Here is a 13772-nt window from a genome sequence, read left to right as displayed (position 1 = left end):
AGGATGCCCTATGGTTAATTTGCACCATGGAAAAACCTGATATTTGGGATAATCTTTACCGTTCAGTTCTTCTTTCTGGGAGTACATTGCTCTCAAAGGCACATATCACAGCCTATCTTCAGTCAAGCCCCTAATTTCAGTATAGATAAGGTGTGATTTCTATATATTTGAAAAACAATAATCTCAGAGAAAATCAATTTTGCATGAATTAAATTACTTGTACCGTCACAGTAACATAATCAGATAAAAAAATCAGTATTTTTCCATAAAAGTTTATATTTAAGTATGGTCTATTAGTAAGATATTAATGCTAGTAAATATTTCAACTATCAATACATTTAGTATTATCTATTCAATAGAGAGAATGCAGTCTTTGGCAATCAGATATTAACTATTGAGTACAAATCAGCACTATGCCAAAAGTTGTGACAATTGTCCCCCATAAAGCTTGAGTGGAAAACTTTTCCTTCAGAAAAATTGCAGCTAAAGGCATGACAAATAAGGGTTCAATAGAATTCAGAGTATTAGCAACAGCAACATTCACATACTTGATTGCCACTAGGGACAACCAAAAGCCCCCAAAGGTGACAATCGAAACAGAAATAATAAATAAATAAATAATATTTCTATCTTTAAAAGGGACAGCCCAACTTCCCAAACGGTTGGTTAAAGTTCCGAAGCATAACATTCCTGCCGTTCCCGCAGCCATACGAATAAATGTTGCCTGAATAGTTGAAAGGGATGATAAACCTTGTTTCGCAAAAATAATTGAGACTGACATACAGAGTACGGACAGCAAACCAAAAATAATTCCCCTAGTACTAGATGCTTGCTGTTCTCCTGAGAGCTTAGGAAATATCACTATTGCTACTCCCAAAATGACTAGGAAAATTCCCAGCCAAACTGTGGGTGTGGGCATTTCTCCGAGGAAAATCACTGCCAGCATCGCAGTTATCACTTCTCCTAGCATCAATAGAATTACTAATGCATGGGGACCTAAATTTTGTAAGGCTTCAAAAAAGAAAGTATCTCCGAGACTAATACCCAATAAGCCACTAATAATTAGGAGTACTAAGGATTCTCGATTGACACCAGAGTAACCAGTAATAGATAAAGTTAAACCGAGGAGAATAACACTCACACTGCCCTTTGCTAAGGTCATAGCTAGGGGTGAAATAGATTCGCCTAATCTCTTAAACAGAATCGAGCCAATTGCCCAGGAAGCAGATGATGCTAAGGCTGCTGTGATACCAATTACTTTCGCATCCATATTTAATTCTGATTGTTTATTGTGGGAAACATAATTATTATCTGTGAAGAGTTGGATGCAACAAAAAAGATAATTTTATGAAGTTAATTTTGAGATAAAAAAATCCAGTTTTTGATAATTTGTAGATTAATGCAGGGAGAAATTTAGTTTCTCCCTAGGAAGTAAGTCTTGTTCCTATCCTTATGAATCTTACTCACAGGAAATGGATGAGTTAGACTTTTTTGAAGATGAGAAGATAGCGTTGGGGAATAAAAGCGTAATCTTTCTCAAATTGAAAACCATAATATTTCATTTGAGCGATAATTAATTCCTTGGCAATATAGGGACCATGGTATGGAAGTTCGGAGTCGTTAACTAAAGCATTATCAACTACAATTAGTCTGCCACCTTTTTTGATGGCGCTTTTAATGCTACCAACAAAGCTGGCGATTTCTTCTTCCCGTGAAAAAGCATAAAGGTTGTGGTACAGAGAACAAAGAAATACGACATCTACTTTATTGGCTTTTACGCCAATAGTTGTCCCAGTAGTTTGAATAGTTTCAATATTTTTAATCCCAAATTTTTTACTGGTTTTTTGTAGTTGTTCTAAATGCTCTTTCACTGTATCAATTGCATAAACATAACCTTTGTCTCCAACTAATTGGGAAAACTTCAAGGTATAGTATCCAGGACCACTACCAACATCTGCAATATGTTGTCCGGGTTGAATTTTGATGGCACTGATAATCTTGCTGGTCTTCTCCCATTCTTCCCTTCTAGGATTATTAAAGAGAATATTATCTTCTAGAAAGGCTTTACGATTTTCTCCAGCAGTTGTACCTTGGTCGGGATAGGTTTCAAATTTGTATTTGCGTTTGAGATATTCTTTTAAGCGAGCGAAATCATTTTCTGCAAAGAATTCGTAAAAATTGGCGGCGTATTTATCAGATAAAAATTGTTTTTTTTGATTATCTGTGGCGAGAAGATACTGACAAAACCACTGGAGGGCTGTGTATTCTCCTCCATAATTTTCAATGGGGATAAGCTTGTTGTAAATTTTAATTGCTTCTTTTCCAGACTGTTGGTTTTTAGTTTCGAGGAAATCTAAGACAAATCTGCCAGCACGAATACCTTCTTGGGATGAAGCAAAGGAATCATGGCTACCAACATGAACGAGGGAAGCTTTAGAACTGACTTCTATCCATTGTCCGGATTTGCCGCGCCACTGATAACCCCATGGAGTATTGTAGAATAGGATGCCAATTAAGGCAGTAAGAATTAGTAAAATAGCCCAAAATGTTGTGTTATTGGCTGTTTTACGTGTCCGAAGAATTCTGGTCATAGCAGAAAATTAATTAGCTGTTTAATTGACTGGTTCAGAACTTTCTCAGTTATGGGTATATGTATTGATTGGGAAAATAGGTAAAGGGTAGGAAAAAAGACAAAAGATTTCAGACGGGCAAAGATGCCCGCTTGACAATAGTTACTGAGAGATATTGTGCTTTGGTATTATTGTTACGGGATGATGGAATAATGTAACTTTTCTGCTGAGGCTGGTGTTCGTATTTGCAACCCTGCGCGATTTATGGCTTTGCGAGCATGTTCTAAGCTGACAACAAAGCGTTGCTCTGAATATATGACGTATTTTTCGCGGGCAGTTTGGGGTGTAAAGTTGATAGTGAGAACGTTGGCTCCAGCATTTAACCCCATTAGTTGCCCACCTGTCTGAATTTTTTCGAGGGCACTAACGGTGGGGATTAGGGCTGATGGTAAGGCAATACGATAGATTGCCATGGTATTTAAAGTCCAGTTCAGATTACCGTACCCGATATTTTCTAGGGGTGTATTCTGATTAGGAATGAAGGGGGAAGAACTGACGAAATCAGGTTGAATATCAAGGGCAAGCAAGATATCATCGGCAAGGGTTTCTAGGGTTTGATGGGGTAAACCGACTATATTCCCTGTACCCACTTTGAATCCAGCTTCTTGTAACCAACGAATACATTGGAGGCGACGAAGTAGGGGGGTGTGGGCAATTTCTTGATATAGTTGGGGGTCTGATGTTTCAAACTTGAGGATGTAGGAATCTGCGCCTAATTCGGCAAATTTGAAATAGACATCCCTTGGTCTTTCCCCTAAACACAGAAGAACATTTAAATTGTATTGCCGTTTAATTTCTGGGATGACTTCCGCCAAAATAGCATCACATTGAGGATCTTGCCCAGCTTGCAGAAAAATAGTTGATATTGTATTTGTTTTTTTGATTTCGGCAGCGATCGCCAAAATTTCTTCTGGCTGTAATCTATATCTGTCAAGATTCTTATTGACAACTCGCATTGCACAGTAGTCGCAATTTTTCTGACAGAAATTAGAAATCTCAATGACTCCTCTGAGTAGTACTTGATCCGCACCACTTTCATGCCGAGCTTGCCGAGCTTGCCGAAACAATTGTTCCTGTAATTCACCTTCTGCCTGTATTAGTCGAATTAGCTCCGACTTTGTTAATCGCCTGATATCTATCAGTTCTTCCCGATCGAAAGCCTGCATCTATTTCTCCTCAATGCTCAGGAATTATTTAAAGTCAGGGGAAATCTTACCCAGAACTTTTACCACCTTGTGAATTATTGAGATGCTGGGGATGGTAAGGATTTGGGATCTAACTGAAATTTTGCACCTTTGAGAGACTCTAGGGTTTTTTTCTGCTCATCAGTTAAGTAAGATTCTGCCTCCTGATTACTATCTTTGAGAATTTGCTCCATCTTCTTGGTGTTATTTGCCAAGGTTTGGTTCTTCTCAGTCGGGGAAGCATCACTTTTTGGTGCAACCCAGTTATCTTTCATCTTCTGTACAGTGTCATCGCTGAGTTTATTCAACTTAGCAGTTTGATCTGCTGTCAGCTTTAAATCTTGACTAAAGTCGTCCTTGGTCAAAATTCCCCAACCATAAAGCTGTAAAAAAATCTGTCTTGCCCGTTTAACTTGGTCAGCATTGAGTGTCTTGCCAACCTCCACACGAGTTTCTTGATTCAGCTTTTCAATGTCACTTCTGACCGATTTGATTTGTTCTTCAGTGGCACTTTCGGGTTTAATTCCGGAAGCTTTTTCCTTGACTTTCTGGCGAAAATTCGTATCTATCTGTTTGAGTTTCGCTATCTGGTCATCGGTTAATTTCAGTTCACTTTTTACCTGGGAGTTCTGCATGAGCTCCAACGGGTCAGTTCCCTGACGGTCAGAATTGCCTAGGAAGGCATTAATGGGGTTATTGCCAGTTTCAGATTGTGTCTCAGATTTTGTTTGAGTAGCTGTTGGTTCCGCAGTAGTTGTGGGACTAGTTTTGGTATCAGTAGTTGTACAGCTAGACAAAGTAAATAGAGTGCCGAAAACTATTAGCAAAGACGCGAAAGTGAGAGAATCTATCCGATTTTGTTTGCTCATACTTGTATCACTTTAATCTTGCTTCGGCAATTCTAGCTTTTCTTACAGGAGAAAATTTATTAATTATCAAAAATTAAACATTGTTAACCTCTAATTGGCATTATTCATCTAATTGAAAATTTTGTCTTACACCTCGTAACATGGCTTCATACTTTTTTATGTAAGGCAAAAAACATAGAATCTCAGGAAAATTTATATTTATTTCCAAATTGATGGGAATATAAATATTTATTCTCTGAAAAAAATATCTGCTACTAAATAATAGAATACTCAACATTTTGGAGATACAGGAGTTTTCTTTTATTACTTTTTATTCATGGATATTGCTCGGCATAACATTTTGTAAAATAATGTTATAAGGTATTGCAATTAGAACATATAAACAACATACTAATAAATCAGCTTATAGCATAGTTATTTGCCTGGGTAAATTCAGAAAACTGCCATCTTTTGCCATCTCAATTGAGATTCATGTCAATTACTAGCAATATGATAATCTTTGGAAAATAATCATCCAGCTTGTTTCAGGTAGGCAGTATTTCAGCTAGAACTGTCTTGAGGTTAAATAGAGATTAAGTATTTGGTAATTTATATGTTGCCTCCGATTCATTTCCTAGATGGTGACTATCTAAAAAATCAAGCAAAAATCAAGCAAAAAGGTGCTATTAGCGTTAACTTCCCTGCTTCTACGGCTGTCTAGGAATGCAGTTGAAGAATCTTTTTAACTTCAGGATTCAGCAGATAGCTTGACTGCCTAAAATGCTCGATTTAATTTTTCTCATCAAAGATTATTTTTGGATATGGTTTCTTGTGGGTGTGGAGATAGGGCAAGTGATAAGTGGTACTACCTGGGTTAATTTTTGTAGCTTAAAACATACTTGAGTGCATGCTTTTTCCTTTTTCAGAGAAATATAATGTTTACCTTTTGCATGAAATAATGGCAATCTGATATGCTGGGAGATAGGGTTAGGGTTGCTTGATAATTAACTTTGTAATAAATATTTATGGACGCAGAAGCTCTGAAGCAAAATACTTTGACTTCTGTAGGAGAAAAGTTAATCATTTACTAGGAAATATGGATATAAATGAATAACAATTCTGTAAGTACAACGATTGTTGGTGTTCTGGGAAATCATCCTCAAATAGTTCTCAATAATCAAGGGATGACTCTTACTTTTGAACTCAAATGTCCTTGGCACGTATTAGGAAGAGATCCCCAACAAGCGGCTCCGGAAGGGTTGAAAGTTCCAGAAGATTGGGTGGTAGTGAGTCGTTGTCAAGCTTGTTTTCGCAAAATAGGCAATGATTATTATGTTTATGACGGCAATGGACAAATACCCAGTAGTAATCGTTTGTTTATCAACAATACTTTAGTCACACCGAAGGAGGGATATAGATTACAAGACCATGATGAGATTAAAATTGGGCAAAATCCTCGGAACTGGGTGACATTAACTTATTTCGATCCAAATGCTAGTAAAAATCCGACTATTCCGAAGCAGCGATCGCTAAGTTTAAAAAATCGCTCTGTGATGCTAGGAAGGGGTGCTGAGGCGAATTTAGAGCTAGATGCTCCCACAGTTTCCCGTTGCCACGCCATCATTGACAGAAATGATAAGGGGAAATACGTTCTTACAGACAAAAGCACCAATGGAGTGTTTGTCAATCGGCAAAAGGTGACTAATTCTATAGTCCTAGAACCTGGTGCAATTGTGCAAATTGGTCCCTACACTTTTGTGCTGCAAGGTGATGAATTAGTTTTATTTGATCAAGGTGATAATATCCGCTTAGATGCGATTGATATTCTCCGATTTGTTAAGAATAAAAATAAACAACAAATTACATTATTAAATAATATTTCCTTGGCAATTGAACCTGGTCAATTTGTGGCTTTGGTGGGTGGAAGTGGAGCAGGAAAATCGACTTTACTGAAAGCGCTCCTAGGGATTGAGCCAAGTAATAGTGGGACTGTTTATTTAAATGGTGATAATTTAAGAAGTAATTTTAATATTTATCGGACTTTAATTGGATATGTACCCCAGCATGATATTGTCCATACAAATTTGCGGGTAAGGGAGGTTCTTTATTATGCAGCAAAATTAAGATTACCTCCGGATATTGATGTCAACAAAATCGTTGAGGAAACCCTAGAAAAAGTAGAATTATCCGAACGGCAAGATACCCTAGTCAAAAACCTCAGTGGTGGGCAATTAAAGCGGGTAAGTATTGGGGTGGAATTATTAGCAGATCCCAAGTTATTTTTCTTAGATGAACCGACTTCTGGCTTAGATCCAGGATTGGATAAGAAAATGATGCAACTACTGCGAAGACTTGCAGATGACGGACGGACGGTAATTTTGGTGACACACGCAACCACGAATATTACTTTGTGCGATCGCCTAGTTTTTCTCGGTAGGGGTGGCAATCTTTGCTACTTTGGTCCTCCCAATGATGCTACTAGATTTTTTCAAATCAATAGTGGAGATTTTGCTGATATTTATATTAAGTTAGAAACACCCACATCCGTTGAGCAAGAAGCAACTAGATTTGGTCAATCACCCTACTATAAAGAGTATATATCTGACCGTTTAATAGAGGTAAAAGCCGAGCAACCAACTGCTCCCCAAAAAGTTAAACGTTCTCTATTTCAACAGTTATCAATCCTGACTCAACGCTACATCAAGTTAATTCAACGAGATCAGGTTTACTTAGGTTTATCCTTGTTGACAGCACCTGTGGGTATAGGTTTAATTTTACTGGCAATTCAGGGCAAAACTCCCTGGTCAGGTCTGGCAGATATAGATAATGCTTCCCTAGCAAGAAAAGTATTGTTTGTATTTACCTGTGCATCTCTGTGGGTAGGATTTGCCAGTTCCTTACAGGAAATTGTCAAGGAATCTGCTGTTTATTTACGAGAAAGATTAGTTAATTTAGGTTTATTTGCCTATCTAGGTTCTAAGGTATTGACTTTAGGAGGATTGGCAGCTATTCAGAGCTTACTCATTTCCTTGGTGATTATTTTAGGTTTTCAATCTCCGGCAAATAGCATTGCCATTTCTTGTGCTTCTCCCGAAAGTTGTATCAATATACCTTGGTCTTTAGGAGTTTTTATTACAACATTTCTCACAATTATGGCTTCCATTAGCTTGGGGTTAATGGTGTCAGCAAGTGTGAAAAATAGTACCCAAGCAAATAGTGCATTACCTCTGTTATTACTTCCACAAATTATCTTTGCTGGTGTTTTATTTGAAATGGATAAAATCAAAGATAAATTAGAGGTAGGGGAAATAATTTCTTGGTTAATGTTAAGTCGGTGGTCAGTGGGTGGTTATGGTATTTTAGCAGATGTAAATAGTATCATTCCAGAGACGGCAAAAACCGCCAAAAATGCGAAGCAATTAATTTCCGAAAGTGCAATGTTTAGCCCTAGCTGGAATAATTTGCAACTCAACTGGGGAATTCTATTATTGCATATCATAATTGCCCTGGGAGTCACCCTATGGCTACAAAAGCGGAAGGATGTATTTAAATAATTTGCGTAAATCATGATGAAGTGATGGAGGACTTACACAGACAAATTTAGGTAGGGATAAATACCAAATTCCATAGCTAATACTTGGTTAATCACACCACAAAAATCATTGAGGATTGTGTGTTAATTTTATTCCAGTATTGAACACCCTAAAATTGTTATGTCAGTCCTGCAAAAATCATCTTTATTATCCGATATTTAGGATTGTCTGATGAAAATCTCTTCTCCTATTTGCCTGCAAATACTTATCTTGTAATGGTTGCCATTGTTGCCAAAGCTGATGACGATTGTCCTTGATTATCTCAGCTAAAGTTGGTAGGTGAGAGGGGAGAGGAGACTTTATCACAGTTGTCAACCATCCGGTTAAGACGGTAGTATCTTGCAGGGAACCAAGAATCTCTTGAATGACTTTTACTTCCGCAAGACAGTCTGCATAGTGAGAATTATATAAACTATGAAATAGTTCCATTTGATAGCGTAAACGTTTAGCTTGTTTACGTAAATCATGGAGCATTTCTTCGTGACTATCTAGCTCCTGTTCAATTTTTGCACCAGATAAATCTGGTAATATCTGCACATGCTCATGATGAATCTCTGTGGCAATTAACCAAGCAGGATGCAGGAAAAATTGACTCAATTCTGGAAGCAATAAATCAGCTAAGACTTCTTGGATGGGTAAGGAAGCGCAGGGTTGATATCGGGGTTCTTGTAACCAAATTTCTAAATTAGTTTTAAATGACTGATAATGGGACTCTTTGAATAATTTACGGACATCAGCTAAGACTTCGACTCTTTGATGTTCTAAAATATTCAGTGCTTGGTCTAAGTATTGTTGCTCTTTTTTAGGTAACTTTGGTCGATATTCATTTTCAACTGCTTCTTTAAGTACATCTAAATCACGGAGATTACCTAAACGACGGGCAATTTTACCAATACTGCGATCGCTAACATTTTTTGGTAAGCTAATAGCTATGGCAAAGCGGCTAATTGCTGTCCGTAAGCGACGCATTCCGACTCGCATTTGATGCAACGCTTCTGGATCTTTATCCTTTTTAACAGCTTTTTCCCATTTTAATGCTTTGTGATAATGTTGCTGAATTGCCAAATGGGCATAGTTACCAAAAGTATTTACCTGAGTTTCTGTTGCTAGGGTCATAAAAAAATAATACGCTTTAAAGTTGCTTTATGAAATCATAGATATAACTGCATCATAACATCAGTTTTTAACAGTAAATCCAGTGTAATTTAAGATGATTTGTTAATATTATTAAATCTTTACCTGCCTCTAGGTTAGAAAGGATACAAGTATTTTCCACATAGATAATTATCTAAAGAATTGTTGTTTCAAACAAAATTAGTGTGAGTGAGATAAGTAATAATGACAAATAAATCTTTGCTGCAACAAATCAACTTGTTATTTAATGACAATTTTCAAAAGCATAGTGAAAATCTCTCGGCAGTATTTTTTGCAGATAGCACACACCTCTGGTTAGCGTCAGATGAGTCAACGCAAATCGAGAGATTATCTTTAATTGATGGTAATAACTTTGGGGAGCATCAACAATTTAATATTGCTGATTTTATCGACTTACCAGCACCAGTCACAGAAGAAATTGATATTGAGGGAATTGATATTAATGATGGCTATCTTTGGTTTATGGGTTCCCATAGTTGGAAACGGAAAAAATCAAAATTAGACAAGTCAGGTTCTAGCAATATCAAACGACTGGCAACAATTGCAACTGAGGCAAATCGGTATATTTTAGCTAGAATCCCCCTAGTGAATGGAGAATTATCTCAAAATTCCCCTGAGTCAAAAAGTGCAGCGAAATTAGAGGTGACAGCAGATGGTAATTTATTAATGGATTGCTTGGAAAATGACCCACATTTACAACCCTTTATCCAAGGGAAAATACCAAGCAAGGATAACGGTTTAGATATTGAAGGAATTGCCGTTTTTAAGAATAAAGTTTTTCTCGGTTTGCGAGGTCCAGTCTTACGAGGTTGGGCAATTTTATTAGAGATTGAGTTAGAGCTTACTAGTCCGGGAGTGATGACATTAAAATCCCTTACCGAAGCAAATACTAAGTATAAAAAATATTTCCTGTGGCTAAATGGTTTAGGAATTCGGGATTTGTGTCGGGATGGAGGAGATTTATTAATTTTAGGGGGACCAACTATGGATTTAGATGGTCCAGTACAGATTTATCGTCTTGCAGATGTGTTAAATTTGGCAGATGATGTCATGCATGAGCCAAAATTCGTTCAAGATATTCCCTATGGATTCAGGGATGATCATGCCGAGGGTATGACATTGTGTCACCAATTAACTGGTACACCTTCGCTGCTGGTGGTGTATGATTCTCCGGCTAAGTCAAGATTTTTGGATAACGGGGGATTAGTAGCAGATATTTTTCCCTTACAGTCGATTTAAGCTGTTCAGGACTTACGCACTTATTAATGGTGTTTGTGTAAGTCCTGCTATTTAAAGATTTGTGGAGATTGCTTGTACTGGGCAAGTAGGTATGCATTGCTCACAGACAATACAGCGCGATCGCGTAAACATGAGTTTAAAGTTTTCTGGGTGTAAAGTCAGCGCTTCCGTGGGACAGACACCCGTACATAAACCACAATCAACACAAAGATTCTCATCAATCATGATTTCTCCCAGGGATAAGGAGACATGAATATTCATCGATCGCATCCACTCAATAGCTGCATCTAACTGATCAATATCTCCGGAGAGTTCCACCACCAATTTCCCGATTTGATTGGGAGCAACTTGAGCGCGGATAATATTTGCAGCCACGTTAAAATCTTTTGCTAGTCTGTAGGTGACTGGCATTTGGACAGCACGTTTCGGAAAAGTTAGGGTGACTCGTTTTTTCACAAATTATCCCCAAAACTAGAGAAAAGAAAACGATACACTAAAGAAGCAAATGCTTAATAACTTTTAATAAATCTTCTATGGCTACAGATACATCTGTGAAGACACAAAATCAAACAGAATCGAATGTGGGCAAGCGTTTACGGAATTTCTTAATTGTGTTGGTAGGTGTGGCTTTGAGTGTCACCTTAGTTGTGGGACTGAGAACTCAAACAAATTCTGTATCTTTAACAGATTTAGATGAAAGGTCTACACCCTTAGAAATTGCCTTGACCAATGGTAAACCCTCCCTAGTAGAATTCTATGCTAATTGGTGTACTGTCTGCCAAAAAATGGCTCCAGATATTGCCGCTTTAGAAACTCAGTATGCAGATCGGGCAAACTTCGTGATGTTGAATGTGGATAATACCAAATGGTTGCCAGAGATGTTGCGATATCGAGTTGATGGAATTCCCCATTTTGTGTTTTTAGGTCAAGATGGGGAGGCGATCGCCGAAACCATTGGAGAACAACCTCGTACCATTATGGCAAGCAATCTGGATGCATTAGTTACAGGTAAAACCCTACCCTACGCAGAAACCAAGGGAGCAGTATCAGAATTTTCCACCCCCGTGGCACCTACTGGTAGTCAAAATGACCCCAGGAATCACGGTAATTCTGGGAAAAAAGGTTAGAAATGGGGAAGTTTGGGAACAGGTTTGTTTGATAATCCTTTTCCCTTCTCCTATTTAATCTGAGTTCGTAATAAAAAATCCCCTAAAAGGGGCACCATTTCAACTCCGTCTTTTGCATTAGGGTTGTTATGCCATGTCTTCACAAGCTGTATACAAATACACCTATAGCAAACCTAGTTTCTTAAGTCGGGATTTAACTGCGCTAGGCTGTCTTTGGAACTCTGTTGCTATCTCGTCAATCGATGCTTGTTGGTTATATTGCAACCTTAGTTCTTCATCCTCCTCCGCGTTCCAAGATTCATACGCGCGAGGATATTGCTTCCGAATCTCTTCAATACTGTATGATTTTTGAGGTTGCTCAGATAGTTTTTTAAATTTACTCGTAGCTTGCGAATCATCTGCTTCTAATGATATTCGCGGCACAACTTCAATCAATGCCTTCAGTGCCTTATTAACAGATTCTGGCGTGGTAAAAACCTCAGCAACATCCTCATCCAATACAACAACAGTCATTTTGTTGCTACTCCGAGTAGCAAAACGATTGGGTTTTGCCTGCTGATAGTCAAAGTGGTACTCAGGTGACATATCATCATCGAGATTTGGAGATTCATTGAAAGGCATTTTGTTCATAGTCTTCACGTTCCCTGCGAGTAACTAAACGGGCACTGATGATACGGATGGAGTTGGAACGCTCTGTGAAAGAAACTAAAAGCAACCGATTTTTCTGAGAGTGACCAATAATAATTTCTCTTTGCTCATCTATAGAATGGACTTCATCATCAAAGATAACTGCCATTGGGTTATCAAAGACGGTTTTAGCTTCTTCAAAGCTGACACTATGCTTTTTTAGGTTGGCATCGGCTTTTGACTCATCCCACTCGAACTTCATATGTAAATCATAACCCAGCAGTAATTAACACAGCACTTGGGGCAGGACAAAACCTCATAAACTATCTTGAAGCGCTGTCCTATAAAAATGCAAATACTGTCTCCACCAAAGACTGAAGCAGAGTAACTATATGATTAACCCGAAAGTTTCCGTCTATCAGCCGAAGAAATGGAGTTAAATTAAGCATTTAAAGATGATTTAGTCACAATATCAAAAGTTTTCCCGGATATCGTCAATTGGACTGAATTTTACCTCAACCTGCTTAACCCGAACTCAGGTTATTTACCCAATTGAAATATCTCTGCAAAGAACTGCTTCATTGCTTGCCAAGAACGCTTGTCTGAGGATTGGTTAAAAGCAACACCCTTTGATGGGTCATTTCCGGCTTCGGGATTGGTAAAACTATGTACTGTATTACCGTAGGAAATTAACTGCCAATCAACTTTGGCATCTTTCATTTCCTTTTCAAACCCTTGAACCTGCTCCTGGGGTACGTAGGTATCATTCGCACCATGTAATACTAGTACCTTGGCTTTGATATTGCTGGCATCCTTGGGGTTAGGTGTATCCAAGTTACCGTGGAAGCTCACCACCCCGGCAATATTTGCACCACTGCGAGCGAGTTCCAGAACCGTACCCCCTCCAAAGCAGTAACCAATGGCGGCAACTCGTTTGACATCAGTTAGGGGATTTTTTTGTAAAACTTGTAACCCAGCAGTGACGCGATCGCGCATCAATTTGCGATCTTTGCGGTAAATAGTTGCTTGTTTTCCTGACTCTTCTGGATTCTGGGGACGGATACCCTTACCATACATATCCACAGCGAATGCGACGTATCCCAATTTCGCTAACTGTTCAGCGCGCTTTTTCGCGTAGCTTTGCAACCCATTCCACTCATGCACTACTAATACACCGGGACGCTTGCCTTTAATTGCATTATCGTAGGCTAAGTAACCTTGTAATATGGTATTACCATGTTTATACTCAATGGTTTTCGTTTGAATGGCGGCAAATGCTGGAATAGATGCCATGACCACAATTGCCGGAGTAACTAAACTAGGTAATAAATGTTTTATCATTGCCAAAGAAATCCCCGTATCTTGTTTA

The 13772-nt window shown here is 38.3% G+C and carries 12 protein-coding genes; 3 read left to right on the top strand and 9 right to left on the bottom strand.

Features of this window, described 5'->3' with window-relative positions; genetic code table 11:
- Positions 1 to 391: 391 nt before the first annotated feature.
- From IJ00_RS18145 to IJ00_RS18130, 4 genes are all read right to left on the bottom strand, one after another.
- On the bottom strand, positions 392 to 1270 hold the full coding sequence (locus IJ00_RS18145; RefSeq protein WP_035155247.1) for a DMT family transporter: 879 nt from the start codon (positions 1268 to 1270) through the stop codon (positions 392 to 394).
- A gap of 211 nt (positions 1271 to 1481) precedes the next feature.
- The gene (locus tag IJ00_RS18140; RefSeq protein ID WP_035155245.1) at positions 1482 to 2591 is read right to left on the bottom strand and encodes a class I SAM-dependent methyltransferase; all 1110 of its coding nucleotides are present in this window, start codon (positions 2589 to 2591) and stop codon (positions 1482 to 1484) included.
- Between the two features lie 173 nt (positions 2592 to 2764).
- The gene (locus IJ00_RS18135) at positions 2765 to 3796 is read right to left on the bottom strand and encodes a radical SAM protein (protein WP_046814852.1); all 1032 of its coding nucleotides are present in this window, start codon (positions 3794 to 3796) and stop codon (positions 2765 to 2767) included.
- 74 nt (positions 3797 to 3870) lie between these two features.
- A complete protein-coding gene (locus IJ00_RS18130) occupies positions 3871 to 4683 on the bottom strand; it encodes a Spy/CpxP family protein refolding chaperone (RefSeq protein ID WP_035155244.1) in 813 nt (270 codons plus the stop codon).
- 1085 nt (positions 4684 to 5768) lie between these two features.
- On the opposite strand from IJ00_RS18130, the gene IJ00_RS18125 reads away from it, so the two are divergent.
- Positions 5769 to 8216: an ATP-binding cassette domain-containing protein gene (locus tag IJ00_RS18125; protein ID WP_035155243.1), complete on the top strand. Its 2448-nt coding sequence runs from the start codon at positions 5769 to 5771 to the stop codon at positions 8214 to 8216.
- Between the two features lie 186 nt (positions 8217 to 8402).
- Here IJ00_RS18125 and IJ00_RS18120 read toward each other — a convergent pair whose 3' ends face one another.
- The gene (locus tag IJ00_RS18120) at positions 8403 to 9371 is read right to left on the bottom strand and encodes a CHAD domain-containing protein (RefSeq protein WP_035155242.1); all 969 of its coding nucleotides are present in this window, start codon (positions 9369 to 9371) and stop codon (positions 8403 to 8405) included.
- Between the two features lie 222 nt (positions 9372 to 9593).
- Between IJ00_RS18120 and IJ00_RS18115 the strand changes: the two genes are divergently transcribed.
- Positions 9594 to 10649, top strand: coding sequence for a DUF3616 domain-containing protein (locus IJ00_RS18115; RefSeq protein WP_035155240.1), 1056 nt, complete (start codon positions 9594 to 9596; stop codon positions 10647 to 10649).
- Between the two features lie 51 nt (positions 10650 to 10700).
- Here the strand turns inward: IJ00_RS18115 and IJ00_RS18110 are convergent, their stop codons facing one another.
- Positions 10701 to 11105 carry an NIL domain-containing protein gene (locus IJ00_RS18110; RefSeq protein WP_035155237.1) on the bottom strand — a complete coding sequence of 135 codons (405 nt, stop codon included), beginning with the start codon at positions 11103 to 11105 and terminating at the stop codon, positions 10701 to 10703.
- A 77-nt stretch (positions 11106 to 11182) separates the two neighbouring features.
- Between IJ00_RS18110 and IJ00_RS18105 the strand changes: the two genes are divergently transcribed.
- Positions 11183 to 11776: a thioredoxin family protein gene (locus IJ00_RS18105; RefSeq protein WP_035155234.1), complete on the top strand. Its 594-nt coding sequence runs from the start codon at positions 11183 to 11185 to the stop codon at positions 11774 to 11776.
- A gap of 162 nt (positions 11777 to 11938) precedes the next feature.
- On the opposite strand, the gene IJ00_RS29710 is transcribed toward IJ00_RS18105, so the two are convergent.
- From IJ00_RS29710 to IJ00_RS18090, 3 genes are all read right to left on the bottom strand, one after another.
- The gene (locus IJ00_RS29710; protein WP_238178360.1) at positions 11939 to 12406 is read right to left on the bottom strand and encodes a hypothetical protein; all 468 of its coding nucleotides are present in this window, start codon (positions 12404 to 12406) and stop codon (positions 11939 to 11941) included.
- Positions 12384 to 12665: a BrnT family toxin gene (locus tag IJ00_RS18095; RefSeq protein WP_035155231.1), complete on the bottom strand. Its 282-nt coding sequence runs from the start codon at positions 12663 to 12665 to the stop codon at positions 12384 to 12386. Before IJ00_RS18095 ends, IJ00_RS29710 begins: the two co-directional genes overlap by 23 nt.
- A gap of 278 nt (positions 12666 to 12943) precedes the next feature.
- A complete protein-coding gene (locus IJ00_RS18090) occupies positions 12944 to 13741 on the bottom strand; it encodes a dienelactone hydrolase family protein (RefSeq protein WP_035159255.1) in 798 nt (265 codons plus the stop codon).
- Positions 13742 to 13772: the final 31 nt, after the last annotated feature.

It is taken from the genome of Calothrix sp. 336/3 (assembly GCF_000734895.2).
Classification (GTDB): domain Bacteria; phylum Cyanobacteriota; class Cyanobacteriia; order Cyanobacteriales; family Nostocaceae; genus 336-3.
The sequence above is the reverse complement of the archived record's forward strand: the minus strand, read 5'-3'. Positions and strand labels throughout refer to the sequence as shown.